Here is a 26,666-nt window from a genome sequence, read left to right as displayed (position 1 = left end):
ATACTGTCTTTTAGACATATATTTGCATAAGAAAATACTATATACTTTTAATCATGGAAACAACAACACCACTCATCATGGGAACAACAACAGAAAGAAACGTCGCAACGTTCACACATCTAAGTACTTTAAGTCAATATATCATTCCGTTTGGAAATTACATTTTCCCAATATTGATCTGGACGAGTTACAAAGACAAATCAGAATTTGTAAATTTTAATGGAAAACAAACCTTAAATTTTCAATTGAGTCTTTTGCTTTATACTTTGATTTTAGCTTTAATTGCCATTCCGATTTTTGCATTCGTGCTTTTAAAAAACCTACCAATCAATACGGTTTTTAACGATGAAGATTTAATCATCAGAAATCTAAACATCGACGGAAATATTGGAATTTTAAGTATTGGAGCAACAGCAGTTTTACTTTTTGGATTGTTAAAATTTGTTGAATTCTTTTTAGTGATTTACGCTTCAATAAAAACTTCAAACGGAGAATTATACAAATATCCGCTTACGATTCCTTTTATCAAGTAATAAAAAAGGGCTTCCATTTCGCTCAGCCTGACATAAAAAATTAAAAGTTATAGTCGAAACTTTACAAGCAATCAACACGAATTGTTTCGCAATCAATCATCATCAATCAATCATCATCAATCAAAAAACGAATTGTTCAATCTAAAAAAAACAAAATGAAATTATGAACATTGAAAACACAAAAGCACAGATGCGCAAAGGTGTTCTTGAGTTTTGCATCTTATCGGTTCTAAAAGAAAAAGACGCATACACATCAGAAATATTAGACACTTTAAAAAACGCAAAATTACTAGTTGTTGAGGGAACAGTTTACCCACTTCTAACGAGGCTGAAAAACGACGGTTTGCTTAATTATCGCTGGGAAGAATCGACTTCAGGACCACCACGAAAATATTATGGATTAACCGAAATAGGACAAACATTTTTAAACGAACTTAGCGGAACATGGACAGAATTGTCTGACGCCGTAAATCTAATCACCAATCAAAATCAATAAGTCATGAACAAAACAGTAAATATTAACTTAGGCGGTATGGTTTTTCACATCGATGAAGACGCATATTTAAAATTGACACGCTATTTTGACGCTATAAAACGATCATTGAACAACTCATCTGGACAGGATGAAATTATTAAAGACATCGAAATGCGTGTTTCTGAATTATTAATAGAGAAACAAAAAAGCGACAAGCATGTTGTAGGACTGAAAGACGTTGATGAAGTGATTGTAGTGATGGGACAACCGGAAGACTATATCCTGGAGGACGAAGAAAAATCGAACCAATCCTTTAATGACTACGGAGCAAGAAAACATAAAAAATTATACCGCGATAAAGAAAAAGGTATGATTGGTGGTGTAGCAACTGGTTTGGGTCACTATTTTGGAATTGACGCTGTTTGGATCAAAATCATATTCTTGATATTTGTTTTTGCAGGTTTTGGAACAGGGATTTTGGCTTATTTCGTTCTTTGGATTGTAACTCCGGAAGCGGTTACAACATCTGAAAAATTGGAAATGACGGGTGAACCGGTTACGATTTCGAACATAGAGAAAAAGGTTCGTGAGGAAATTGAATCATTGTCTGATAAGTTTAAAAGTGCAGATTATGACAAAATGGGAAACCAGGTAAAGTCGGGAGCTGAGAGAATAAGTAGTTCATTTGGAGACTTTATTATGACGGTTTTTAAAATCTTCGCAAAGTTTTTGGGCGTAATTTTGATCCTGTCAGGAATTAGTGTTTTGATCATGTTATTGATTGGGGTTTTTACCTTAGGCACAAACATCTTTATCGATTTTCCTTGGCAAAACTTTGTTGAAGCAGGAAACTTTACAGATTACCCTATCTGGTCATTTGGTTTATTGATGTTCTTTGCTGTTGGAATTCCGTTTTTCTTTTTGACACTTTTAGGTTTCAAATTGTTATCTCCAAACTTAAAATCTATTGGAAATATTGTAAAATATACTTTGTTAGCCATTTGGATTATTGCAGTTGCAATCGCAATTAGCATAGGAATTAAACAAGCTACTGAAATTTCATACGATAATAAAACAGTAGAGAAAAAAGTGCTTAACATCACGACAAAAGATACTTTGTTTGTAAAATTTAGATACAATGATTATTATGCAAAAGATCTAAATCATCACAGCGAATTTGAATTTGTTCAGGATTCAGCAAACAATCAATTATTATATTCAAATGATGTTCGTTTACATGTTTTGCGAACGGATGAAGCTGCTCCTTATATTCAGATCGAAAAAAGTGCCAGAGGAAATTCATTTATCTCGGCAAAACAAAGAGCAGAGAAAATCAATTACAAATTTCAGATCAACGGGAATCATTTAGTTTTAGATAATTATTTTCTTACTGATGTAAAAAACAAATTTAGAGGTCAGGAAGTTGATGTATATTTGTACTTGCCTGAAGGTCAATTATTCAAGCCAGATGCTTCTGTTCAGGACTATGATGATTCTGAAAATGATTTTTTCAACTTACACTTTAGCGGTAACTATAACTATAAAGTAGAAGGTTCTAAAATTAAATGTTTGAATTGTCCATCTGAAGAGAATGACTATAATGATATAAACGAAGAAGAAACTCAGACTGACAATGACACAGTAAATGAGGTTTCGGTTAAAATTAATGGAAAAGAAATTTTAAACGGAAAAAAAACTAACGGCAGATTAACCACTGACAAAAACGGAGTTATAATCAAAATTAACTAAGCCATGATAAAAATAATCATTCATATTACGAAATTTATAGTTGCGACTGTTACAGCACTATTGTTTGCCTCATGTAACTTTAACGTGAATACAATTGAAGGAAGCGGAAATGTGACTACTGAAAAAAGAATTGTTCAGGGAGATTTTACAAAAATAGATGTAAGCAATGCAATTGACTTAGTGGTTATACAATCTGATTCGACTGAAATTGTTGTTGAAGCGGATGATAATCTTCAGAAAGACATTATTATCAAAGTAGAGAACGGAACTTTGATCATTAAATCTAAATTCAATTCTTTTCGAAATATAACAAAGAAAAAAGTAACGGTAAAAATGCCTAAAATTGACAAGTTGGAAGCTTCAAGTGCTTCAACTGTATCAAACCAGGGAATAATTCAGGGTGAAAATCTAGATTTAGAAACTTCGAGTGCAGCCACTATAGATGTGACTGTAGAATCTGATAATATCTCTGCTGATTCAGGAAGCGGAAGTACGATTAGCATAAAAGGAAAAGCATTAATATTCCATACTTCGGCATCAAGCGGGTCAAATGTAAATGCAGGTGAATTATTAGCCAATGATATTCATGCTGAAGCTTCAAGCGGAGCCAGTGTAAATGTTCACCCTATTGTAAAATTGAAAGCTGAAGCAAACAGCGGAGGAAGTGTTAACTATAACAACACTCCTAAAACAATCGAGAAAACTTCGAATTCAGGAGGAAGTATTAGCCAGGGGTAAAAGATATTTATCTGTTAAATATAAAAAAATCATTCATCGAAAGTGGATGATTTTTTTATATTTGTGAAAATCAAATCTAGAATTAATGAAAAAAAATACAGCCTTACTCCTATTATTATTGGTTACGACATTAACTTTTGGTCAAAGAAGAGAAAAAATAAAAGGATCTAAAATCGTAACCACTTCAGTAAAAGAAGTAGGAGAATTTGATGGCATTGAAGCCGATGATAATCTGGAAGTTTATCTTGAAAGAGGAGAAAAAAACGAAATTAAAATTGAAGCCGACGATAATTTACATGATATTATCGGGATGGATTTAAGAGAAAAAGTACTTCGTTTATATACCTCTAAAGAAAGTACCATTTTTAAAAAGCTAATTGTTCGCGTGACTTATACCAGTTCCTTAAAAACTGTAATAGCAAAAAATGATGCCATAGTTTATGCCATTCAGGAACTTCAGTTAGACGATATTACGTTTAATACTTTTGATTATGCTAAATTATTTTTGAATGTAAATTCTAAAAAGTTTACATTATTTGCTGATGATAAATCAAAAACCGAATTGAACTTAAAGTCTGAGGATGCAAATTTACAGTTGAGTAAAAACTCCTCGATAAAAACATTGGTATCGGCTATAAAATTCAAATGTGATTTATATCAAAAAGCAGTTGCCAACATTGAAGGAATTGCCGAAAAAGCAACTATTCGTTTAGATAATAATTCCATCTTTACCGGAACCAAATTTACATTGAAAGAGGCTACTATTACTGCAGAAAACTATGCAACAGGAAGTGTTTTAGTAGAAACTACAGCCTCAATAGCGCTTGGAGACAAAGCTGAACTTTCTCTTTTAGGAAGTCCTGCTATCACGTTGACTCGTTTTTCTGAAGAAGCTAAATTATTGAAGAAGATAAAGTAAAAAAGTTTCAGGTTTCAAGTTGTTGGAACTTGAAATTTACCGCAAGGTTCGCTAAGATTCATTTTTTATGTCATCAAAAAATCTTGCAAAGACGCTAAGTCGCAAAGTTTATTATAAAAATAATGTCCCACTCTAAAAAAAGAATGGGACATTATTATTTTTTGATCTAAAGTTTCCCGCTCCAACAACTTGAAACCTGAAACAAGGAAAACCTGAAACTAAATTTACTCTTTAGACGCCAAATATCTTTCAGCATCTAATGCAGCCATACATCCTGTACCAGCCGCAGTAATTGCCTGACGGTATACATGATCTGCAGCATCACCAGCTACAAAAACACCTGGTACATTTGTATTAGATGTTCCCGGAGTATTGATGATGTAACCTGTTTCATCAAGTGTGATGTAATCTTTAAAAATATCTGTATTTGGTTTGTGACCAATAGCTACGAAGAATCCTGTTGCAGGAATTTCAACAACTTCAGCAGTAGTTTTATTCAACGCTTTTATGCCGTGTACAACATTTCCATCTCCTAATACCTCAACAGTATCGTGGTTTAGTAAAATTTCTATATTTTCGGTTTTGCGAACGCGTTCTTCCATGATTTTAGAAGCTCTGAATTTTTCGCTTCTTACCAACATTGTTACTTTTTTACAAAGTTTAGATAAGTAATGTGCTTCTTCACAAGCAGAATCTCCAGCTCCCACAATTACAACTTCCTGATTACGATAGAAAAAACCATCACAAACGGCACAAGCAGAAACTCCACCACCCATTTGTAAATAATGTTGTTCTGATGGTAATCCTAAATATTTAGCCGATGCTCCAGTAGAAATAATAACTGTTTCACAGTGCAATTCGATTGAATCGTTAATCCATACTTTATGAATATCTCCTGAAAAATCAACTTTTGTAGCCCAACCATCACGGATATCAGATCCAAAACGTTTTGCTTGCTCTTGTAATTGAACCATCATTTCTGGTCCTGTAACACCATCAACATAACCTGGGAAATTTTCTACTTCGTTTGTCGTAGTCAACTGACCACCAGGCTGCATTCCTTGATATAAAACTGGATTCATATTTGCTCTGGCAGCATAAATAGCAGCAGTATAACCTGCAGGACCAGAACCTATGATTAGGCATTTAATTTTTTCGATTGTATCTGACATAATATGATTCTATTAATAATTGATGGTGCAAAAGTAAGTTTTTATTGTTGGAATAAAGAACTCAATTAATCAGTTTTTGCTATTCTGAAATAGAGAATAGCGAATACGGTAGAAATAAAAATACTTCGTGACGTATCAGTGCTAAATATTATAGAGAAACATCAAAAGTTTATGTTCACTAATTATTTTTTACCGCAGAGATCGCAATCCCGATAGCTATCGGGATTCGCAGAGTTCACGGAGATTGGAGTTGTGTTATACAATCTAAGTCCGCAAAGCTTTGTGGCCTTTGTGTTTTTACTGAATTTAGAATGTTTAAAAAACTTACTGTTCTCCGTGGCAATTTTTTTTCTCTCTTCAGAAGTTTTGATATTGGAATTTCCGTTTCATGCAAAAAAAAAGCCTTTTCAAAAAATGAAAAGACTTTTGTCGGGGTGGCAGGATTCGAACCTGCGGCCTCCTGCTCCCAAAGCAGGCGCGATAACCGGGCTACGCTACACCCCGTAAGCGGGTGCAAATATATAACTATTTTTTGCTTATCCAAAACAATTTTAGAAATAAGAACAAAAATATTTCACAACAAATTATAATTAGAAACAAATGAGTCAATTACTAATTTATACAAACAACATAAATATGTCTTTTAATATCATAAGTATGGCCTTTACAATAAACCTAGTTGTCTAGATTAAGCTTTTTTTGCAAAAAAAATCAAGAAAATGAAAAGAATACTATTATATAATATTTTCACTATCTCAGTGACAGCCGTTGCACAAGAGAGCCCAATATCCAAAGATGAAACATCAAGATTGAAAATTTAAAATTGCATACAGAAAAGGCACATGCTTCTTATTATCATGATAAATTTAACGGAATAAAAACAGCAAGCGGTAAAAAATTCGACAACAATAAACTGACTGCCGCGCATAAAAAGCTTCCTTTTGGTACAAAACTAAAAATCACAAACGTATTAAATAAAAAATCTGTTATAATAGAAGTTACCGATAGAGGTCCTTTTGTTAAAGGCAGAGAAATTGACCTTTCTAAAAAAGCTTTTATGGATATTGCCTCAAACAAAAATAGTGGAGCGATTAATGTAAAAATTGAGATTTTACAAAACTAGGATCCTATTTTAACAGCTGTCCTAAATATTTTTTAAAATTAAAGTCAGAACAGTTATCACCTGATTGAGAATCATAGCCCGTGGTTTAAACCATGGGAAACGTATCTTACTAATACATTGTGATAAATGTATTAGAACCCAACGGTTGAAACCATTGACTATGCTCAAATGCGATAAATGCCTCTTTAAGGTTTTGCCATCCTGATTGAAAACTGGGATGTTACCAGATTGGAATAAAAAAACTCTGAAGATCAATTGACCTTCAGAGTTTTGTTTGAAAGGTTTCTGATGAGTCTTTCTTTTTACTTCTCCATAGTAATATACGCAGGATACGATTCACTATTAGGCAAATCGAATTCTTCATCATAAGGTTGTGTACCTTCGCCATTATTGTATAATGTCACACGTTTCACACCAGTTGCTGTACTGCCGCCGATACCATTGATAACATTTTGAATATTACCCGGACCAGCAAAACGAGTAATACACATTTTTTCGAGTTTCACATTTGGGCTATTAGGAGCTTCAAAACCATTTTTCTTATTCACTTTACCATCAGTTCCTGTAAAAACGGCATAAGATCCCATTCCTATACTTTGATGTTCTTTTACAGTATTAGCAACTTTGAATGCTGCATAACCATCAACTCGTCCTCCCTGACTACTCCAACTTGCCTGATTTGGCGCATCGTATGGTGGTTCATTCTGAAAGAAATAAGTTCTGCCGCGTTCTCCTAACCAAAGCACTTCATATTCTTGATAATGTTCTGTAAACAAAGCATAAAGTGTAACATCATCACCGGAAACAATAAGTCCGTTTTTGCATCTATCTCTTAACCAACGTAAATCACCACCACGCTGCGAACCATGGTCGGCGCGCCACAGCCAAAAATGATCACCCACCACATTGTTACTATTTATTTGCATAGAAGCATCTATCTGAATATTTTTTGACTGAACTCCACCTACTCTACAAGTAATATCTGTAACCAAAATAGGATTTCCCGAATGATCTGCATTTGCTCCTTCGTCACCAATTCTAACCTGATACGTTGTACTATTGAATGAATCCATAAGAAGTCCTGCAATGATAATACCGTCCTTGTCATCAGCATAGATACATCCCCAGGTATTTTTCTCAGTAGGCTCCAGCGTTACCGATGCTATACCGGCCCCCAGAAGTATGGCATCTTTTCTATTTACCTGAATAGGCGCATTCAATGTGTAATGTCCTGGTGCAAAAAATATATTTTTGCCATTTTTTAGCGCATTATTGATTTCTACATCAGTGTCTCCTTCTTTGGCAACATACCAGTTAGTAAGCAAATCCTGAATTTTTCCTTTACCCATATCTGTTGACGACCATGAAACTCCTACTCTGTCCTTTTGCCATGCCGGAACAAATACTTTGTACTCGCCATCGTTATCTATAAAAAGAAAAGGTTTTTCTCTGATAATAGGTGTAGTAGGAACCGGTGAATTGGCATCATCTGCTTGTGGGGGATTGACGCAACCTTGCCAAACCATATTATATGAACCTCCCATTGCTCCGGAACCTGACGGAAAAACAGCATTTCTGGTATACCATTGTTGTTGTCCTCCCCAGTTTGGCCTGGATGATGTATAATGCGTATCAGCAATAAAACCTCCACTGCCCCAAAAATTGGTATCTCCAATATCCGAAATATATTTCGAAGTACTTTCAATCAGCATTCTTCTTGCACTGGTTGATTGAGAAACTGTCCAGGCAAAATCACGCATCACTGCTACATTTTCTACAGAACGCCAAAATGTACAGGTAGCATTTGCTCCTCCTGAAAGGTGAGGTCTGGTAAATACAGCACCCAATTTAACAGCCGATGGCACTTTACCCAAACCTCCTATGTGGGAATAAAATCCTAATTCTATTGAATTCGCTGTTGCAGATGATGCAGATCCCGACCCGCCCGAATCGTAAGTCTGATCCTTAATATTTGCTTTAAAATAATAAGCCTGACGCTTTGTAGTCCACTCACCATTTGATCCGCCAAGACCAATAGCACTAAACTGCGAATTAATATCGTTTCGCGCAGTTTCTGCTTTTTCGTATTTTCGATCATAGAAATACATATTATTGCCAAAGATTTGGTTCTCCAACGAAACTATTATGGTTATAGCATTACGGGTAATTTTATAATAGTTCTCGTATTTATCAGTATTTGGTTTATTATCTGTAAATGTCAATTTGGTAGTCGAACCAACAGAAACAAAATCTGATGCCAGGTGACTGCCTCCTCTTGTAATTACGTAATTTCCTGAAGCGCCAAATGCCGGCCATGATAAGGTTATACTATGTTTCTTTTTGTTGTAAACAATCTTGCCTTCTGTCTTATTCTCCTGATTTTTTTCATCAGATAAATTTAGCGTTACAAAACTGCATAGCATCAGCATGACTGTAAATGCAGTAAATACTGAGATTAACTTTTTAATCATAAATAATCTTTTTGGTTTAATAGTAATAATAGTTTTTAAGGATTCGAAAAATAGTCATAATCTTTAACCTATAGGTCCGTATTTGGTCCCGATTTTCTCATCAAAAACTATACAAAGGCTCAATTTTCCTTTAATACCAGCGCTAAAAGTTAAAGACTGAACACCTAACAGAGTTGTAATTACAAATAGAGCGTTTTGGATCAGGTGAATTCTATAGAAAAACAAATATTTCATTTAACACGAAAAGAACTAAAAAAATCACCTTCGTATCAAAATGTTATTATATTTACCAATCATAACATTATACTTAGTTCTTTATGGAAAGTTTTCTTATAGTTGCGTTATTTTGTTTTTTAATCTACATCCTTAATACAATCAAAGGCCGTTTCGACCGTCTTGAAAACGACATTAATAGACTTAGCAAGAAGATTGATGTTTTAAAAACAGTTGAAAAACCTGCTGAAATTATTCCTGTTGCACCAATTGCTGTTGCAAAGAAAGAAGAATTCAAAATTGATCCTGAACAGTCGAACAAGGCTATTTTTGAACCTACTCCACCAGAAGTTGTCAAAGAAAAAATCTCAGACGAGCAATTAGAAAAAATAGCTTTATCTTCCAATATTGATAATACATCTAAACCTATTGAATCGAGACCTCTGGAACCAAAACCAGTTCAAAAACCAATTATTCCTGTTGAACCGAAAAAATCTTTTTGGGAAAATTTCAAGGAGAAAAATCCGGATTTAGAGAAATTCATCGGTGAAAACCTTATCAATAAAATTGGAGTTTTGATTCTTGTATTAGGAATTAGTTATTTTGTAAAATATGCTATAGACAAAGACTGGATCAACGAACCTGCCCGTGTTGGAATTGGTGTTTTATGTGGCGCCCTAGTGATGGGAATTGCTCATAAACTACGTAAAAATTATGCCGCCTTTAGCTCTGTAATTGTTGCTGGGGCAATTGCGATATTCTATTTTACAATAGGAATTGCTTTTCATGATTATCATTTATTCAATCAAACGGTTGCCTTTAGTATCATGGTAATTATTACGGCATTTAGCGCTTTAATATCATTATCCTATGACCGAATTGAATTAGCAGTACTTTCGCTAATTGGCGGATTTGCGGTTCCGTTTATGGTCAGCACCGGCGAGGGGAATTACGTGGTGCTTTTTACCTATATCATCATTTTAAATATCGGGATTTTAGGCATAGCTTATTACAAAAAATGGAATCTGGTTAATGTACTTGCCTATATATTTACCGTCTTATTATATGCCGCATGGTTAACCAGAGATTTAAGTTCTGACAAACCTCACTATTTAGGAGCCTTAGTATTTGGATTTATTTTCTATTTCATTTTTATATTAATGAACCTTGTAAACAACATCCGATCTAAAGGGGAATTTTCTAAAACCCAACTCACAATTCTGGCTAGCAATACCTTTTTGTTTTATGGTGCCGGAATGGCGATTTTGACTAATTATCATCCGGAATTAAAAGGTTTATTTACTACGATTCTTGCCTTGCTGAATTTAATTTATGCCTGGTTTTTATACAAAAAATTCGATCTCGACCAGAAAGCTGCTTATTTACTTATTGGCTTAACGCTGACTTTTATAACATTAGCAATTCCTATTCAGTTCGAAGGGAATTATATCACCTTATTTTGGGCAGCAGAAGCCGTTTTGTTATTGTGGTTATCTCAAAAATCCAAGGTTACAAGCTATCGATTTGGCTCTATAATAGTTCACATTCTAATGATTTTCAGCCTTATCATGGACTGGAACAAATACTACAATGGTACTTTAGCTTTAAATATTATTATAAATCCTATATTTATAACGTGCATTTTTGCTGCAGGTTCTTTGTTTGCGATTTGGTATTTATTAAAAAATGAAACCGAAAATTCAACTATTTTCGACATCAGTTTTAATCCTGAAAAATATAAAAGAATCGTTTTAGAAGTTGGCTTTGTGATTACCTATTTCACAGGTTTGCTCGAAGTTATTTATCAGTCCAATCATTACATCGACAGTATTTACAGTTCTATAGCATTACCTATTTTGTATCATTTGCTATTCTCTGCTTTGTTTTCTTCTTATCTTATAAAAAGAAAAACAGCAACAGGATATCAGGGCGCTTTATTACTTGTGATTTCTAATATTGTATTGTTTGCTTTATGGTTTTCAAATTATCCTTTTTTTGAACATAAAGACATTATTAGCTCAGGAAACGGAAAAGCAATTGCTTTTTACCTTCATTACATTTCATTGATTATCACGATTTATTTTGGTTATCAATTGTTTCAAATCTATAAAAAAGTTGATTTTACTTTTCTTAAAAGCCGATACTTTATGTGGGTTGCTGCTTTTTTTGTCATTTACATTGCCAGTTCAGAAGTTATGCTTCATGGTCTTATATTTATGAATTCTCCGGTAACCGTTCAGGACATACAGACAAGTCCTATGTACGCGAGTTACAAATCGAATTTGCCTTATTTACGTGATTTTATTGCCGAAGATTATATTGGATTAGCCAGAACTAAAATCATCAAAACAGGATTTCCGATTCTTTGGGGAGTTTTAGCTTTTGTGTTTTTGATAATAGGAATTAAAAAACAACTTAAATCTTTACGTATAATCGCTTTATCCTTATTGGGCCTAACGATTTTAAAACTATTTTTATACGACATAAGCAATATTTCCGAAACCGGAAAAATCATATCGTTCATCCTTTTAGGAATTTTAATTTTGATTATCTCTTTTGTATATCAAAAAATCAAAGTATTAGTTATTGACGAAAACAAGCCTGAAGAAACCAATGAAACTAAATAAATTTATCTTATTGCTATTGGTCGCAAACCTCTCGTTTGGGCAATATCAAACTACTGCGAAACTAAAAAAAGTTAGTCAGAGTGGTTTTAATGAAATCATTTTATCACCAGAGGTTCGTTCTTTTTCGAAACAGGATTTGAGCGACATTAGGTTATTTGATGCTAAAGGAAATGAAGTTCCGTATTTTATTCAAACCCCTAAAAATGTTTCATCAAATACTTTTGAAGAATATACTATTGTTTCAAAAACAACTATTCCTAAAAAGAGTACTTCGATTATTATTGCAATTCCTTCAAACAAACACAATAATAAACTTTCGCTCTTTATCGCTAATTCTGATGTAGAAAAAAAATATTCTGTTTCAGGAAGTGACAACCAGAAAGAATGGTTTGGAATCTCTGACTCGCAAACACTTTATGATTTAAACAGTACATCAGAAACAAGTGTTGTTAAAACGATATCTTATCCTTTAAGTACTTATCATTATTTAAAGATAGATTTTGATGACCGAAAAACACTTCCGATCAATGTTCTGAAAGTTGGAAATTTTACCTCGCAATCACAAAAAAGCGCTTTACAGGAAATCTTTCCAAAGAAATCCGTCACAACAGAAATTCCTTCAGGAAAAGAAACTCAAATTCACATTCTATTTGATGCGCCACAGGTTATTAATGAGATTTCATTCGAAATTTCAAAACCTACTTATTACAAGCGAACTGCTATTCTTTATAAGAAAACAAAACGCCAGACAAAAAGGAAATCCCAAATATTCGACGAAGAAATTACTTCTTTTGAATTGAATTCAACTGCTACAAATACCTTTATATTTCCTCAAATATTCGAAAAAGAGTTCTTTATTAAAATCAAAAATCACGATAATCAGCCCTTATCGATTTCAAAAATAAAATACTATCAAAAACCAATTTCTATTATTGCAGATTTAAATTCTAATGAAACTTATATCCTAAAAACAGGAAACAAAAACCTGGCAGAACCGGAATATGATCTTTCAAATTTTAAAAACAATATTGCCGGCAATTTACCGCAAACAACCCTCTACGATATTCAGCAAAAAAATGCGGTAAAAAATCCAATAGCAAATCAGTCTTTTTGGCAAAAATCCTGGTTTATGTGGCTTTGTATTGTTTTAGGCGGTATTACAATTTTATTTTTTACAGCCAGTTTAGTAAAAGATTTAAAAACAAAAAATTAAAATAAAAATCAGATTTAAGGTTTAAATACTTTTTTAAGATTTAAACCACAAATTGTTCTTTTATACTAAAAACAAGAATGAAATAGAACGAATTTTCGGTACTATTTTTTTATTCTATAAGAAATTAAATCCCTCAGAACACGCACCATACAACGATTAACCGAAGTTTCTTAAATGTTAACAAAATAGATTTTCAGAAACCATAAATAATTGTATTTTTACGGTTCAAAATTCAGAAAATAAATGGGCAAAATCATTGCGATTGCTAATCAAAAAGGAGGCGTTGGAAAGACTACTACATCGGTAAATCTTGCAGCCTCATTGGGTGTTTTAGAAAAGAAAGTATTGTTGATCGACGCTGATCCTCAAGCAAATGCCACATCTGGCCTTGGGATCGATGTAGAATCTGTTGAGATGGGTACCTACCAAATACTTGAACACAGTAACACTCCCAAAGAAACCATTATAAAATGTTCAGCTGTAAATGTTGATGTGATCCCTGCGCACATTGACCTTGTTGCCATCGAAATCGAATTGGTTGATAAAGAAAACAGAGAGTACATGCTTAAAAAAGCATTAGAAAGTGTAAAAGACGAATATGATTATATCATCATCGATTGCGCACCTTCATTAGGTTTACTAACCTTAAATGCTTTAACAGCGGCTGACTCAGTTGTTATCCCTATTCAATGCGAATATTTTGCACTTGAAGGATTAGGAAAATTACTGAACACCATAAAAAGTATTCAAAAAATACACAACCCGGATCTTGATATCGAAGGATTGTTACTTACTATGTACGATTCAAGATTACGTTTATCCAATCAGGTTGTAGAAGAGGTTCAAAAACACTTTAACGATATGGTTTTTGATACCGTTATTCAGCGAAATGTAAAATTAAGCGAGGCTCCAAGTTTTGGCGAAAGCATCATTAATTATGACGCAACAAGCAAAGGAGCAGTAAATTACATTCATTTAGCTCAAGAAATTATAAAGAAAAACAGTAAATAGTTTTTATGACAAAAGCAATTAAAAAACAAGCCTTAGGAAGAGGATTATCAGCATTATTAAAAGATCCGGAAAACGACATTACATCAGTAGAAGATAAAAATGCTGACAAGGTTGTTGGAAACATCATTGAGCTTGAAATAAGTGCTATCGAAATAAATCCATTTCAGCCTAGAAGCAATTTTAATGAAGAATCGTTACGCGAATTAGCCACTTCTATTAAAGAACTTGGCGTGATTCAACCTATTACTGTTCGAAAATTAGACTTCAATAAATATCAGTTAATTTCAGGAGAGCGCCGTTTGCGTGCTTCGACTTTGGTTGGCCTGACACATGTTCCTGCATACATTCGTATTGCAAACGACAATGAGTCACTGGTTATGGCTTTGGTAGAGAATATCCAGCGTCATGATTTAGATCCAATCGAGATCGCACTTTCGTACCAACGTTTGATTGATGAAATTCAATTGACACAGGAACAAATGAGTGAGCGCGTTGGAAAAAAACGTTCTACAATTGCCAATTATTTACGTCTTTTAAAACTGGACCCGATTATTCAAACCGGTATTCGCGATGGTTTTATCAGTATGGGACACGGTAGAGCAATCATCAATATTGAAGATTTAGATGTTCAGACTGATATCTACCAAAAAATAGTAAGCCAGAATTTATCTGTTCGCGAAACAGAGACTTTAGTAAAAAATTACCACGAAAGCTTAAAACCAAAAGTTGAAGGAAAACCAAAAGCAGATTCTTCATTTGTGGTGAGAGAAACACAAAAAAACACTTTCAACGATTATTTTGGTGCGAAAGTTGATGTAAAAGTCGCAGGTAACGGAAAAGGAAAAATCACCATTCCTTTTAATTCTGAAGCCGACTTTAATCGAATTATAAAATTAATAAACGGATAGTGAATAAGATTGTCCCCATAAGTCTATTGTTCTTTCTCATAGGAACCGTTTCTCTTTTTGCCCAGGCAAAAAAAGACACGGTTTTGGTTGTTAAAGACACTAGCAAGTTACAAGAAATAGATCCGCTTACACCAGCAAAAGCAGCTTTTTACTCTGCAATCTTACCCGGTTTAGGTCAGGCATACAATAAAAAATACTGGAAAATACCTTTGGTTTACGGAGCAATTGGTACCAGTTTATATTTTTATATTGACAATAATAACAAATACCGCGATTATCGTAACGCCTACAAACGAAGATTAGAAGGTTACAACGATGATAAATACCAGTTTCTGGACGAAAGCCGACTTGTTGCAGGTCAGAAATTCTATCAGCGAAACAGGGATTTATCAGCTTTATTTATTGTTGCTTTTTACGCCCTAAACATTATAGACGCCAATGTTGACGCAGCTTTGATTCAATTCAACGTAAACGAAAGACTATCAATGCGTCCGGAGGTTTATCCTAACGACATTACTTTCAGACCAAACGTTGGACTAACTTTTAATTACCACTTTTAAATAACTCCTGTTATTTAAACTCAAAAAAATACATACAAAATGAAAATTGCGCTTTTAGGATACGGAAAAATGGGTAAAGTAATTGAACGAATTGCTTTAGAAAGAGGTCACGAAATTGTTTTAAAGAAAGACGAATTCAACACATACGACGGACTTTCAACTGCAGATGTTGCAATTGACTTTAGCGTTCCGACTGCTGCAGTAAGCAACATTTCGAGCTGTTTCAACAACAATGTACCTGTTGTTTCAGGCACAACTGGCTGGTTGGAGCATTTTGACGAAATGGTCGCTCTTTGCAACGAAAAACAAGGTGGATTTATATCGAGTTCAAATTTCAGCTTAGGAGTAAATATCTTCTTTGAATTAAATGACTACTTAGCCAAAATCATGTCGCAATTTGATTCTTACAAAGTATCAATGGAAGAAATTCATCATACTCAAAAATTAGATGCTCCAAGCGGAACAGCTATTTCTTTAGCAAAAGGTGTTATCGAAAATAGCAATTACACCAATTGGACTCTGGATCAGGCAAAAACAAATGAGATTCATATTGAAGCAAAAAGAATTGGCGATGTTCCGGGAACTCATACCGTAACTTACGACTCAATTGTAGACAGCATCGAATTAAAACATACTGCACACAACCGCGAAGGTTTTGCTCTTGGAGCTGTAATTGCCGCCGAATGGCTTGCTAGTAAAACAGGAATTTACAGCATGAAAGATGTATTAAATTTAAAATAATCAATTTTTAAAGCATCAGGAGTTTCTATAGAACAAACCTGAACTTGAAACATAAAACAAAAAACTATGACACTATATCTTTGGTTCGTATTTTTCTTAGCCGTACAAGTAATTCACTTTCTGGGAACCTGGAAACTGTATCAGGCAGCCGGGAGAAAAACCTGGGAAGCTGCAATTCCGGTTTACAATTCAATAATTTTAATGAAAATAATCAGTCGCCCAACCTGGTGGACTTTATTACTTTTCATCCCGATTATTAATTTAATTATGTTTCCTGTTGTTTGGGTAGAAACCTTAAGAACATTTGGTAAAAAATCTACTTTAGATACTTTATTAGGGATTTTCACTTTTGGATTTTATATCTATTATGTAAATTATACTCAAAAATTAGAATATAATGCCAACAGAGAATTAAGACCTCAAAATAAAACTGCAGACACTATAAGCTCTTTACTTTTTGCTATTATCGTAGCAACATTAGTACATACTTATGTGGTACAGCCTTATACAATACCTACTTCATCATTAGAAAAATCATTATTAATTGGTGACTTCCTGTTTGTAAGCAAAGTAAATTACGGCCCTCGTGTACCTATGACAACGGTGGCGCTGCCAATGGTTCACGATACGATACCATTTGTAAAAAGAAAATCCTATTTAAGCTGGCCACAATTACCTTACTTTAGATTGCCGGCTTTAGAAAAAATAAAACGATCTGACATTGTGGTTTTCAACTGGCCCGTAGATACTGTTCATTATTTTTATGAGCCAAAAGGAAGACCCGGAGTTATAAAACCTATCGACAAAAAATCGAATTACGTAAAAAGATGTGTTGGTATTCCTGGTGACAGCTTGTCAATTGTAGACGGTTTTGTTTTTATTAATGGAAAAAAATTAATTTTACCGGAACGTGCCAAACCTCAATATTCATATGCTGTAGCTTTAGACGGGAAAACTTCAATTGATTTTGAATCATTAATGAAGGAGCTTGACATTACGGATGGCGCTTATATTAAAGATCAGGAAAAAAGAGATACTATATATTTCAGAGCATTAACAGAAGCTAGTGCAGAACGTTTAAAAAACACTCCCGGAATTACTGCTGTAAAAAGAGAAATTGACAGAGGAAATGACAACGCAATTTTCCCTCATATCAACAAATGGAGTCAGGATAATTTTGGTCCAATATACATTCCTCAGGCAGGAAAAACAGTCGCTTTGACCAATGAATCTCTACCATTTTACAAGGAAATCATTACCAAATACGAAGGAAACACTTTGCAATTAGATGGTTCTCATTTTTTAATCAACGGAAAACAAGCTACTACATATACCTTTAAACAAGACTATTACTGGATGATGGGAGACAACCGTCATAACTCTGAAGATAGCCGTTACTGGGGTTATGTTCCTGCAAATCATATCGTAGGAAAACCGGTTTTTATCTGGATGAGCTGGGACACTAACGGAAAAGGAATTAACAAAGTTCGTTGGGACAGGGTTTTCACTACCGTTAATGGCGAAGGACAACCACAATCTTACTTTAAATACTTCTTAATTATTCTTGCAGCCTATTTTGTTGGAGAATATTTCTGGAGAAAAAGAAAAGAAAACAAAGCATAAAAAAAATAGTTATTTTTGTTTCAGGTTTCAAGCTTCAGGTTCTTTGCGAACGTGAAACTTGAAACCTGAAACTTTTAACGAAAAACTTAATAAAATGAATTCCTTATTACTTCCTACCTATTTTCCGTCGATTAGTCACTTTGCAGTTATGGCTCAATCTGAAAATATTACTTTTGAAATGGAAGATAATTTTCAAAAACAGACCAATAGAAACCGTACTTACATCTATAGTCCAAACGGAATTCAGTTATTGAACATTCCTGTTAAGCATTCAAAAACAACACATCAAAAAACGAAAGATGTTTTGATCGAGAATGAATTCGACTGGCAAAAACAACATTTTAAATCACTGGAAGCAGGATATAGAAGTTCGCCTTTTTTTGAGTTTTTTGAAGATGATATACGCCCTATTTTCGAAAAGCAACATACTTTCCTTATGGATCTGAATATGGAAGTTTTAGACATTGTAACGAAGTGCTTACGAATGAAATTAGAATTTTCTAAAACCACCGAATATTTTCATGAGGCTGAAAACATCACTGATTTCAGATTTTTGGCCAACGGAAAAAAAGATCCCAATGTATTTAAAAAATACACCCAGGTTTTTGATGACAAACACGGATTCATCAACAATTTAAGTGTTTTGGACTTGCTTTTTAACGAAGGTAAATTTGCCATGGATTATTTAAAAACACAGAAACTAGTTTAATTACGTCTTTATGTTTTCTTTTTGGAATTTGGAATTTTAAAAAATTGATTTTCTTTTCAATTTATTCCATCGAAAGTCTCGCCATTATAGGGTAATGATCTGAATTTTCGAAATCGGGGAAACTTTCAAAACCTTTTACTTTCATCTTACTGTCAGTAAAAATATAGTCAATTCGGGCTGGGTAATAACGAAATTTGTAAGTCGCGCCAAAACCCTCTCCTGCTTCTTCAAAAGCATCTTTTTGTTTTCCTTTTATACTTCGGTATACATACGAAAACGGACTATTATTCATGTCTCCACAAATAATAAACTGAGTTTTGCATTTTTTAATATTCTCTTTAAATATTTCAGCCTGCTCCTGTTGCTGCCTGAATCCTTTACTTATTCGGGTATAAATAAGCTGTGACTTTTCCTGATTTACATTATCTATATTATTCGAAATATTAGTGACATCAGGCGAAATTTTGATGGATTGCAAGTGCATATTGTATACACGAATTACATCTTTGCCACGCTTTATATCAGCATAAATTACATTATTATCCGAATTTGGAAAAATAATATTTCCTTCAAATATGATAGGAAACTTAGAGAAAATAGCCTGACCAGTTTTAATCTGATTTCCATCGATAAATATATAGCGATGAGGATACACTTTTAAGTCTATATGAGCAGAATTGGAGTATTCCTGAATACAAAGAATGTCCGGATCTTTTTCATCAATAAAAGCTTTTATATTTGACGGAATATCATCACGGTCCAGCCATTTAAAAACATTAAAAAGACGTACGTTATAACTCATAATAGAGAAGTCCTTCTCGTCTTTGATATATTCCTTGGCAGAGAATTTATAGAATTTACTGATAAAGGTAATTCCGGTCAGTAAAACCAAACCAGATAAAATAAGACGTTTTTTAAACTGAATTGCCCAATAAATAAAGAACAATCCATTCAGCACGAAAAAAACCGGCATAAAGAGCGTAAGCACCGATAGAAGAGGAAAACTTCTAGGTGCCAAAAATGGTAAAATATAAATACTAAATGTCACTACAGTCAGCACTATATTCAAAAAGAACATTATTTTATTAAACCACGAAAGGTTTTTCATATTTCTATGCTAAAAGGATTATTTTCCAGCTTTAAATAAAAACTCTTTTTCTTCTTTTGTAAGACAATCATAACCCGACTGGCTAATCTTATCTAAAATTTCATCAATTTGTTGTTGCGTTTTATCTTTTGTAACAATTCTTGACGTCACTTTTTCTGTAGGTTTTTTGTAATTTTTATGAACTTTTTTGAAAGGGGTCGAAGGGGATTTTTTAAATAGATTTACAAAGAAATCTATTGTTCTGGAAACTATTTTACTTAAATCTGTTCCGTTTTGAAGCAGTTTAATAAACAGGAATCCAAAAATTGCTCCGGCTAAATGAGAGACATGCCCACCGGTATTATCTAATCGAAACTGCATTAAATCAAGCACCAGGATTACAGCTGTAATATGCCAGAGTTTAACATTGCCAAAAAACATTAAACGCACACCCATTAAAGGCTGATATGTTGTTACAGCAACAAGAATTGCCATAATCGCAGCAGAAGCACCAACAATAGGAGCCGAAATATTAAAAAAGTAAAAACTCAGGGCAAAAGCAACACCTGCAAAGATTGCTCCTAAAACATACAATCCTAAATATTGTTTTTGGGTAAAAAAGGTAAGAAACAAATTGCTCGCAAAGTTTAAAACCATCATATTAAACAGCAAATGCAGGAACGATGCATGAAAAAAAGCATACGTTAAAAATGTCCAGGGCTTAAACAAAAATATATTGGGATCTGATGATAAGGCCAACCAGGTTGGATAATTAAAACCACCTCCTGAAAATGAATAAAAGAACACCAACGAGATCAGAAAACAAACAATGTTCCAATAAATAACACGCATTGCTATACCACCCAATCTATACTGTAATTTTAAATCATCAAGAATATTCATAAAAGCTTTCTTTAGTTTTTATTTGCGATATTAAAGTTAAAAATTAATTCCAACGATTACCATTAAACTGATTTTTTTTCCAGTACCACATAATCAAAAATCCAGTCAAAGCTCCACCAACGTGTGCAAAATGTGCGATTCCAGTTCCTCCGCTTCCAAATAAAGAGCTTCCTCTAAATCCTAAAAACAAATCAACAGCTAAAATTCCAGGAACAAAATACTTAGCCTTAATAGGAACAGGAATAAACATAAGCGCTAACTCAGCATTAGGAAACATAAAAGCGAAAGCTGTAAGCAAACCGTAAATAGCTCCTGAAGCCCCCACAACTGTACCAATATAAGAATCTGTAAAACTTGAGAATTGAGAAACAGAAACTAAATCCTGCCATCTTGTATCTATTTTACCTTCGCTCAAAAGCTTCATGACATCCGCTTTTTGATATCCATTAGCCATTAAAACATTCATAGTATCCTGAAAAGAATAATAATTTACTGCTGTATGTAGTAACGCAGCACCTAAACCACATGAAATGTAGAAAAATAAAAATTTCTTACCTCCCCAAAAATGTTCTAAAGCTGAACCAAATGAAACCATTGCAATCATATTGAAAGCAATATGCATAATACCGCCATGCATAAACATGTGTGTTATGGGCTGCCATGCTCTGAAATTTGGATTTTCAGGAAAAAACATAGCAAAATATTCATAAGAAACCGGCACTAATTGAGAACCAATAAAAAAAATAATATTAATTATCAATAATTGTTTTACAACGGGAGTCATATTCATCATAAGGCAAACTTTTTATCTATATCTTCCACACGCATGGTGATGAAAGTAGGTTTTTGAAAAGGTGAAATATTTGGATCTTTACAGGCAAACAAACCGTTTACCAAATTATCTTGTTCTTTTTCGGTTAAATAAGACCCCGTTTTAACCGCTAAACTTTTGGCCATCGATTTGGCAATTGTATCGTTCTGGCTATAACTGCTGGCCGGGATTCCGTCTTGTAAATCGCTCAACAATTGTTCTATTACAAGGGAAACTTCACTTTCGGTAATATTTACCGGAATTCCTGAAATGACAATATGATCCGTCTGCGCTTCTTCAAACACAAAACCGGTTGTTTCTAAAGAAGGTTTTAATTCTTCGATTAATGTCATTTCATCAGAAGAATAAAATAAATTCAACGGAAACAGCAATTGTTGGCTCGAAGCCTGATTAACGGTCATATTAAGCAGAAATTGTTCGTACAAAATACGCTGATGCGCTCGTTGCTGATCAACAATGACCATTCCGGATTTTATAGGCGAAACAATATATTTTTTATGAATTTGATAAGTTCCCTGACTTGCCTGCTCAATTTCATTATCATTAAACAACGATGAAGTTACTTCTTCATTTTCGAATGTAAAAGGCGAACTTTCTATTGTATCGGTTTCTAAACCTACATATAAACTTTCCCACGTTGCCGTTGGCTCTACTCTTTTATTATATCCTGAATATGAATTTGAACCCGAACCAGATCCCGAACTAAAACCAGAGCCTGAACCTGAACCCGATCCGGAACTTGTTTTAGCATAATGCTGGTTGGTTTTATCATCTGTAAACGGATTAAAAGTTCCGTCAACCTGAATTGTTGGCGTTTCTGCCTCTAAATCTTTATAGTGATATGGTGTATCTAAATTGGCATCGCGATCAAAATCAAGAACAGGTGCAACATTAAATTGCCCCAAACTATGTTTGATCGAAGCTCTTAAAATAGCATACAAAGCTTGTTCATCGTCAAACTTAATTTCTGTTTTAGTAGGATGAATATTGATATCGATCGTGTTTGGCGGAACCTGCAAAAACAAGAAATAACTTGGTTGAGAACCATCTTTCAAAAGTCCGTCATAAGCCGCCATTACTGCATGATGCAAATAACCACTTTTTATGAAACGATCGTTTACAAAAAAGAACTGTTCTCCCCTGCTTTTCTTGGCAAATTCAGGTTTGCAAACAAATCCCTGAACATTTATTATTTCTGTATCTTCATTAACAGGAACCAATTTTTCATTGGTTTTGCCGGACATAATCCCCACAATACGCTGACGATAACCTGCAGCAGGCAAATTATACATTTCGCTTCCGTTATGATAAAACGTAAAATGGATATTAGGATGTGCCAAAGCTACACGCTGAAATTCATCCATAACATGACGGAATTCAACTATATCAGATTTTAAGAAATTGCGCCGGGCAGGAATATTAAAAAATAAATTTTTAACAGCAAATGAAGTTCCTTTTGGTAAAACGGCGACTTCCTGCGAAACAAATTTACTTCCTTCGATTACGATATGAGTTCCCAGTTCGTCCTGATCTTGTTTGGTTTTCATTTCCATGTGCGCAATTGCGGCAATAGAAGCCAATGCTTCACCACGAAAACCTTTTGTACATAAAGAAAATAAATCCTCGGCCTGGCGGATTTTAGAAGTGGCGTGACGCTCAAAACACAAACGCGCATCGGTCACACTCATTCCTGAACCATTATCGATAACCTGAACTAATGATTTTCCGGCATCTTTAATAATCAATTTAATGTCAGTTGCCTTAGCATCAACAGCATTTTCTAACAGCTCTTTTACGACTGAAGCAGGTCTTTGAACCACTTCTCCAGCGGCAATTTGGTTAGCAACGTGATCAGGAAGTAATTGAATGATACTCGACATTAAGAAAAAATAATTAAAAAGTTAAGGTTAAAGTTTTCGAACCAAGAACCACAAATTTAATGAATTTCTCTTGGCTTTTAGAATAAGTGCTGTCATAAAAAAAACAAAAAACCTGCACTATTTTACACAGTACAGGTTTTTAATATTTTAGAAGAAAAATATTGCTATTCTTTCTCGATTTTTATCGGCGTTTCTTCTATCTGAATTGCTCCTGAAGACAACAATGGTTGATTAAACGGATGTGACATCGAAGCTTGTTGGCGAATATAAGCCATTTTGATCGCAGCAATCGCAGCTTCAGTACCTTTGTTTCCGTGAATTCCTCCACTTCTATCAATCGACTGCTGTATATTGTTGTCTGTCAAAACGCAAAAAATAACCGGAATATCAGTTTGAACATTCAAATCTTTAATTCCTTGTGTTACACCTTCGCATACAAAATCAAAATGTTTGGTTTGTCCCTGGATTACGCATCCAATTACAATTACTGCATCTACATTTTGTGTCTGCAACATTTTTTTTGCGCCATAAATCAACTCAAAACTCCCCGGAACATTCCAGCGGATAATTTGTTGAGCCGGAACTTCATTATCAATTAATGCTTCAAAAGCACCATTATAAAGTCCTTCAGTTATAGTTTCATTCCACTCAGAAACAACAATCCCAAATCGAAAATCTTTCGCATTTGGGATCGTGTTTTTATCGTATTCTGATAAATTTTTATTTTCGGTAGCCATCTGTATATTTTAAATTTTTAAATTCTCAACTACAAATCTACAATCTTAAATCTTAAATCTAAAATTATTATTGCGCTAATCCAATCAATACATCAACAGAAGCTGCTTCCGGAGTTGCATCGTAATTTTCTTTAATATCTGTTAAATATTTCAAAGCATCCTCTTTTTGACCTAAAGCCAAAGCAGTTTTACCAGCTTTTAATAAGAAACGAGGTGTTGTAAAATCGTTTTTGTTAGATTCAGCTGCTTTTACATAATAGTCTAAAGCTTCTTTTTGTTGGTTTTTTTGAGAATAAGCATCTCCAATTCCACCAATTGCCAAAGCATTCACGATAGCTTCTTTAGATTTAAAGTTACCTAAATATTTAATAGCCTCATCAAATTTACCTGTATTCAAATATGCCATACCAGCATAATAGTTTGCTAAATTTCCAGCATCAGTTCCAGAATATTCTTCAGCAATTTTCACGAATCCAAATTTACCTTCAGAACCATTCAAAGCTAATTTGTATAATGAATCACTTGCTACACCATTTGTCGCTTTATCAAAATTTTGCTGAGCAACAAACATTTCGCTTGCAGCTTCGTCTTGTTTAGGAGCTTCGATGAATTTTTGGTAAGCCAAATATCCAATAGTAGCCACAGCAATACCGGCAACTAAACCAATAATGATTTTTTGATTTTTAGCAACCCAATCCTCAGTTCTTGAAGCAGTTTCATCTAGTTTAGAAAAAACGTCAGCAGTAGTACTGTTTTTTCCATCAAGAATTACTTGTTGTTCTTCATTCACAACCTCCTCTTTAACTTCCTTTTCCTTTGGTGCTTTATATCCTCTTTTATTGTAAGTAGCCATTTAAAATTAATTTAGTGAACGGCAAAAATAAAATTTTTATTGAAACTAACGTAAAAAAAAGCAAATTTATATCTATTTAAAAAAAATAATTCACTAAACAGCTAATTCTTTCACTTTAATCTCGAAATAATTCATCCCAAAATCCGCTAAATACCTAACTATTTGGATCTTTTTACCCATTTGCATCTGACTATTTTCTAATTAATAGAAAGTCTCTAATTCTATTAAAAGTAATTTTTAGCGACAGATTTCACAGATTCTAACAGATTAAGCATTAATTGAATTAAATTTGCGGAACAAAATCCTTTTTAATCTTTTATCCCGATAATTATCCGGAGCTGTAGAAAAAACCTAATCTGCAGGAGAAAGTCATAAATTGGACAAGCCAACTTTTATTATTACAGTTTCAAAAAAAATGTATTTAAACAAAATTTCTTTATTCAATTATAAAAATTTCTCCGAAGTCAGTTTTGATTTTGACCGCAAGATCAATTGTTTTGTGGGCAAAAACGGAATTGGAAAAACGAATGTACTGGATGCTATTTACCATCTGGCTTACGGAAAAAGTTACTTTAATCCGCTGGCCGTGCAAAACATCAAGCACGGAGAAGAGTTTTTTGTTATTGATGCCGAACTGGAAAAGAATGACAGAACAGAACAAATTGTTTGCAGTTTAAAAAAAGGGCAAAAGAAAATTTTAAAACGTAACGGAAAACCTTACGATAAATTCTCAGATCATATTGGATTTATTCCGTTGGTAATTATATCTCCGGCTGATCGTGATTTAATTGTTGAAGGAAGCGAAACGCGTCGTAAGTTTATGGATAGCGTCATCTCGCAATTAGACTCCACTTATCTGCATCAGCTCATTCAATATCAAAAAGTAATTGTACAGCGAAATGCTTTATTGAAGTATTTTGCATTGAACCGTACTTTTGACAATGATACCTTATCTATATATAATGACCAACTGAATAGTTTTGGGCAATCGATTTTTGAAAAAAGAAAAGATTTCCTGGAACAATTTATACCTATATTTAATATACACCATCAGGCCATAACCGGATCTGAAGAAACAGTGCAATTGGTTTATGAAAGTCATTTGTATGAAAAAGACCTGTTGACTCTTTTAAAAGAGAACATCAATAAAGATCGTGCGCTGCAATATACAAGCGTAGGAATTCATAAAGATGATTTATCTTTTGAGATCGATTCTCATCCTATAAAGAAATTCGGATCACAAGGGCAGCAAAAATCATTTTTGATTGCTTTGAAATTAGCTCAGTTTGAATTTCTAAAAAAACAAAGTGGTGTAAAACCGCTATTGCTTTTTGATGATATTTTCGACAAGCTTGACGAAATCAGAGTGGGTAAAATCATCGAAATGGTCAACAGCGAGACTTTTGGTCAGCTTTTTATTTCAGACACACATCCGGAACGTACCGAAACTATCGTAAAATCGACACATCAGAGTTATAAGATATTTAATTTGTGATTTTTTTTGCCACAGATTAAAAAGATTAAATGGATTTCAAATCTTTGACAAAGTAACCACAATATTGTCATCCCCTATTTCTATGATAAAACCA

At 33.8% G+C, this 26,666-nt stretch carries 22 protein-coding genes, 1 tRNA gene and 1 pseudogene; 15 read left to right on the top strand and 9 right to left on the bottom strand.

All coding sequences use genetic code 11. From position 1 onward, the window contains the following. The first annotated feature begins 53 nt into the window (after positions 1 to 53). The 5 genes from GIY83_RS23800 (at position 54) to GIY83_RS23780 (ending at position 4,414) form a co-directional block, all read left to right on the top strand. A complete protein-coding gene (locus tag GIY83_RS23800; RefSeq protein ID WP_229029165.1) occupies positions 54 to 533 on the top strand; it encodes a DUF4870 domain-containing protein in 480 nt (159 codons plus the stop codon). A gap of 163 nt (positions 534 to 696) precedes the next feature. After that, positions 697 to 1,029, top strand: a complete 333-nt coding sequence (locus tag GIY83_RS23795; protein WP_008464689.1) for a PadR family transcriptional regulator — start codon at positions 697 to 699, stop codon at positions 1,027 to 1,029. A gap of 3 nt (positions 1,030 to 1,032) precedes the next feature. Continuing rightward, positions 1,033 to 2,757 carry a PspC domain-containing protein gene (locus GIY83_RS23790; protein ID WP_208683831.1) on the top strand — a complete coding sequence of 575 codons (1,725 nt, stop codon included), beginning with the start codon at positions 1,033 to 1,035 and terminating at the stop codon, positions 2,755 to 2,757. 3 nt (positions 2,758 to 2,760) lie between these two features. Next, positions 2,761 to 3,495, top strand: a complete 735-nt coding sequence (locus GIY83_RS23785) for a head GIN domain-containing protein (RefSeq protein WP_194616859.1) — start codon at positions 2,761 to 2,763, stop codon at positions 3,493 to 3,495. 85 nt (positions 3,496 to 3,580) lie between these two features. Further along, entirely contained in the window at positions 3,581 to 4,414 is an 834-nt protein-coding gene (locus tag GIY83_RS23780; protein ID WP_208683829.1) for a GIN domain-containing protein, read from the top strand. Positions 4,415 to 4,638: 224 nt separating this feature from the next. On the opposite strand, the gene trxB is transcribed toward GIY83_RS23780, so the two are convergent. Then, the gene (gene trxB / locus GIY83_RS23775; protein ID WP_208683827.1) at positions 4,639 to 5,586 is read right to left on the bottom strand and encodes a thioredoxin-disulfide reductase; all 948 of its coding nucleotides are present in this window, start codon (positions 5,584 to 5,586) and stop codon (positions 4,639 to 4,641) included. 429 nt (positions 5,587 to 6,015) lie between these two features. Then, positions 6,016 to 6,090, bottom strand: a tRNA-Pro gene (locus tag GIY83_RS23770). A 340-nt stretch (positions 6,091 to 6,430) separates the two neighbouring features. On the opposite strand from GIY83_RS23770, the pseudogene GIY83_RS23765 reads away from it, so the two are divergent. After that, a pseudogene (locus GIY83_RS23765) lies at positions 6,431 to 6,709 on the top strand (septal ring lytic transglycosylase RlpA family protein); the annotation flags it as partial. A 302-nt stretch (positions 6,710 to 7,011) separates the two neighbouring features. Here GIY83_RS23765 and GIY83_RS23760 read toward each other — a convergent pair. Further along, positions 7,012 to 9,180 carry a hypothetical protein gene (locus tag GIY83_RS23760; RefSeq protein ID WP_208683825.1) on the bottom strand — a complete coding sequence of 723 codons (2,169 nt, stop codon included), beginning with the start codon at positions 9,178 to 9,180 and terminating at the stop codon, positions 7,012 to 7,014. Between the two features lie 317 nt (positions 9,181 to 9,497). On the opposite strand from GIY83_RS23760, the gene GIY83_RS23755 reads away from it, so the two are divergent. The 8 genes from GIY83_RS23755 (at position 9,498) to GIY83_RS23720 (ending at position 18,785) form a co-directional block, all read left to right on the top strand. Beyond that, on the top strand, positions 9,498 to 12,020 hold the full coding sequence (locus tag GIY83_RS23755; RefSeq protein ID WP_208683823.1) for a DUF2339 domain-containing protein: 2,523 nt from the start codon (positions 9,498 to 9,500) through the stop codon (positions 12,018 to 12,020). After that, complete coding sequence (locus GIY83_RS23750; RefSeq protein WP_208683821.1) at positions 12,007 to 13,233, top strand: hypothetical protein; 1,227 nt, start codon at positions 12,007 to 12,009, stop codon at positions 13,231 to 13,233. Before GIY83_RS23755 ends, GIY83_RS23750 begins: the two co-directional genes overlap by 14 nt. A gap of 243 nt (positions 13,234 to 13,476) precedes the next feature. After that, entirely contained in the window at positions 13,477 to 14,244 is a 768-nt protein-coding gene (locus GIY83_RS23745) for a ParA family protein (RefSeq protein WP_065450999.1), read from the top strand. Between the two features lie 5 nt (positions 14,245 to 14,249). Continuing rightward, entirely contained in the window at positions 14,250 to 15,152 is a 903-nt protein-coding gene (locus GIY83_RS23740) for a ParB/RepB/Spo0J family partition protein (protein ID WP_194616865.1), read from the top strand. After that, positions 15,152 to 15,712, top strand: coding sequence for a DUF5683 domain-containing protein (locus GIY83_RS23735; protein ID WP_208683819.1), 561 nt, complete (start codon positions 15,152 to 15,154; stop codon positions 15,710 to 15,712). Before GIY83_RS23740 ends, GIY83_RS23735 begins: the two co-directional genes overlap by 1 nt. 39 nt (positions 15,713 to 15,751) lie before the next feature. Next, positions 15,752 to 16,453, top strand: coding sequence for a 4-hydroxy-tetrahydrodipicolinate reductase (gene dapB, locus GIY83_RS23730; protein ID WP_208683817.1), 702 nt, complete (start codon positions 15,752 to 15,754; stop codon positions 16,451 to 16,453). Between the two features lie 66 nt (positions 16,454 to 16,519). Next, positions 16,520 to 18,076 (top strand): signal peptidase I, encoded by a 1,557-nt coding sequence (gene lepB, locus GIY83_RS23725; RefSeq protein ID WP_208683815.1) that lies wholly within the window; start codon positions 16,520 to 16,522, stop codon positions 18,074 to 18,076. A gap of 94 nt (positions 18,077 to 18,170) precedes the next feature. Continuing rightward, positions 18,171 to 18,785, top strand: a complete 615-nt coding sequence (locus GIY83_RS23720) for a WbqC family protein (RefSeq protein ID WP_208683814.1) — start codon at positions 18,171 to 18,173, stop codon at positions 18,783 to 18,785. A gap of 61 nt (positions 18,786 to 18,846) precedes the next feature. Here the strand turns inward: GIY83_RS23720 and GIY83_RS23715 are convergent, their stop codons facing one another. From GIY83_RS23715 to GIY83_RS23690, 6 genes are all read right to left on the bottom strand, one after another. Beyond that, positions 18,847 to 19,893 (bottom strand): endonuclease/exonuclease/phosphatase family protein, encoded by a 1,047-nt coding sequence (locus GIY83_RS23715; protein ID WP_194616870.1) that lies wholly within the window; start codon positions 19,891 to 19,893, stop codon positions 18,847 to 18,849. Positions 19,894 to 19,911: 18 nt separating this feature from the next. Next, positions 19,912 to 20,775: a rhomboid family intramembrane serine protease gene (locus GIY83_RS23710; protein WP_208683812.1), complete on the bottom strand. Its 864-nt coding sequence runs from the start codon at positions 20,773 to 20,775 to the stop codon at positions 19,912 to 19,914. 43 nt (positions 20,776 to 20,818) lie between these two features. Beyond that, the gene (locus tag GIY83_RS23705; RefSeq protein WP_194616872.1) at positions 20,819 to 21,568 is read right to left on the bottom strand and encodes a rhomboid family intramembrane serine protease; all 750 of its coding nucleotides are present in this window, start codon (positions 21,566 to 21,568) and stop codon (positions 20,819 to 20,821) included. Further along, positions 21,565 to 23,487, bottom strand: a complete 1,923-nt coding sequence (gene mutL, locus GIY83_RS23700) for a DNA mismatch repair endonuclease MutL (protein WP_208683810.1) — start codon at positions 23,485 to 23,487, stop codon at positions 21,565 to 21,567. The genes GIY83_RS23705 and mutL overlap by 4 nt, the downstream gene beginning before the upstream one ends. Before the next feature lie 164 nt (positions 23,488 to 23,651). Beyond that, positions 23,652 to 24,224 carry a 6,7-dimethyl-8-ribityllumazine synthase gene (gene ribH, locus GIY83_RS23695; protein ID WP_194616874.1) on the bottom strand — a complete coding sequence of 191 codons (573 nt, stop codon included), beginning with the start codon at positions 24,222 to 24,224 and terminating at the stop codon, positions 23,652 to 23,654. Between the two features lie 67 nt (positions 24,225 to 24,291). Next, the gene (locus GIY83_RS23690) at positions 24,292 to 25,077 is read right to left on the bottom strand and encodes a tetratricopeptide repeat protein (protein WP_194616875.1); all 786 of its coding nucleotides are present in this window, start codon (positions 25,075 to 25,077) and stop codon (positions 24,292 to 24,294) included. 415 nt (positions 25,078 to 25,492) lie between these two features. On the opposite strand from GIY83_RS23690, the gene GIY83_RS23685 reads away from it, so the two are divergent. Then, on the top strand, positions 25,493 to 26,572 hold the full coding sequence (locus tag GIY83_RS23685; protein WP_194616876.1) for a DNA replication/repair protein RecF: 1,080 nt from the start codon (positions 25,493 to 25,495) through the stop codon (positions 26,570 to 26,572). Positions 26,573 to 26,666: the final 94 nt, after the last annotated feature.

It is taken from the genome of Flavobacterium sp. SLB02, from assembly GCF_009664855.1.
GTDB lineage: Bacteria > Bacteroidota > Bacteroidia > Flavobacteriales > Flavobacteriaceae > Flavobacterium.
This window is presented reverse-complemented; position numbering and strand designations above follow the sequence as displayed.

Coding starts and splice junctions, on each gene's coding strand:
- GIY83_RS23790 (WP_208683831.1), top strand. CDS start 1,033: ATGAACAAAACAGTAAATATTAACTTAGGCGGTATGGTTTTTCACATC.
- GIY83_RS23800 (WP_229029165.1), top strand. CDS start 54: ATGGAAACAACAACACCACTCATCATGGGAACAACAACAGAAAGAAAC.
- GIY83_RS23755 (WP_208683823.1), top strand. CDS start 9,498: ATGGAAAGTTTTCTTATAGTTGCGTTATTTTGTTTTTTAATCTACATC.
- GIY83_RS23685 (WP_194616876.1), top strand. CDS start 25,493: ATGTATTTAAACAAAATTTCTTTATTCAATTATAAAAATTTCTCCGAA.
- GIY83_RS23705 (WP_194616872.1), bottom strand. CDS start 21,568: ATGATGAATATGACTCCCGTTGTAAAACAATTATTGATAATTAATATT.
- lepB (WP_208683815.1), top strand. CDS start 16,520: ATGACACTATATCTTTGGTTCGTATTTTTCTTAGCCGTACAAGTAATT.
- GIY83_RS23760 (WP_208683825.1), bottom strand. CDS start 9,180: ATGATTAAAAAGTTAATCTCAGTATTTACTGCATTTACAGTCATGCTG.
- trxB (WP_208683827.1), bottom strand. CDS start 5,586: ATGTCAGATACAATCGAAAAAATTAAATGCCTAATCATAGGTTCTGGT.
- GIY83_RS23740 (WP_194616865.1), top strand. CDS start 14,250: ATGACAAAAGCAATTAAAAAACAAGCCTTAGGAAGAGGATTATCAGCA.
- GIY83_RS23715 (WP_194616870.1), bottom strand. CDS start 19,893: ATGAAAAACCTTTCGTGGTTTAATAAAATAATGTTCTTTTTGAATATA.
- GIY83_RS23710 (WP_208683812.1), bottom strand. CDS start 20,775: ATGAATATTCTTGATGATTTAAAATTACAGTATAGATTGGGTGGTATA.
- GIY83_RS23785 (WP_194616859.1), top strand. CDS start 2,761: ATGATAAAAATAATCATTCATATTACGAAATTTATAGTTGCGACTGTT.
- mutL (WP_208683810.1), bottom strand. CDS start 23,487: ATGTCGAGTATCATTCAATTACTTCCTGATCACGTTGCTAACCAAATT.
- dapB (WP_208683817.1), top strand. CDS start 15,752: ATGAAAATTGCGCTTTTAGGATACGGAAAAATGGGTAAAGTAATTGAA.
- GIY83_RS23795 (WP_008464689.1), top strand. CDS start 697: ATGAACATTGAAAACACAAAAGCACAGATGCGCAAAGGTGTTCTTGAG.
- GIY83_RS23780 (WP_208683829.1), top strand. CDS start 3,581: ATGAAAAAAAATACAGCCTTACTCCTATTATTATTGGTTACGACATTA.
- GIY83_RS23750 (WP_208683821.1), top strand. CDS start 12,007: ATGAAACTAAATAAATTTATCTTATTGCTATTGGTCGCAAACCTCTCG.
- GIY83_RS23745 (WP_065450999.1), top strand. CDS start 13,477: ATGGGCAAAATCATTGCGATTGCTAATCAAAAAGGAGGCGTTGGAAAG.
- GIY83_RS23720 (WP_208683814.1), top strand. CDS start 18,171: ATGAATTCCTTATTACTTCCTACCTATTTTCCGTCGATTAGTCACTTT.
- ribH (WP_194616874.1), bottom strand. CDS start 24,224: ATGGCTACCGAAAATAAAAATTTATCAGAATACGATAAAAACACGATC.
- GIY83_RS23690 (WP_194616875.1), bottom strand. CDS start 25,077: ATGGCTACTTACAATAAAAGAGGATATAAAGCACCAAAGGAAAAGGAA.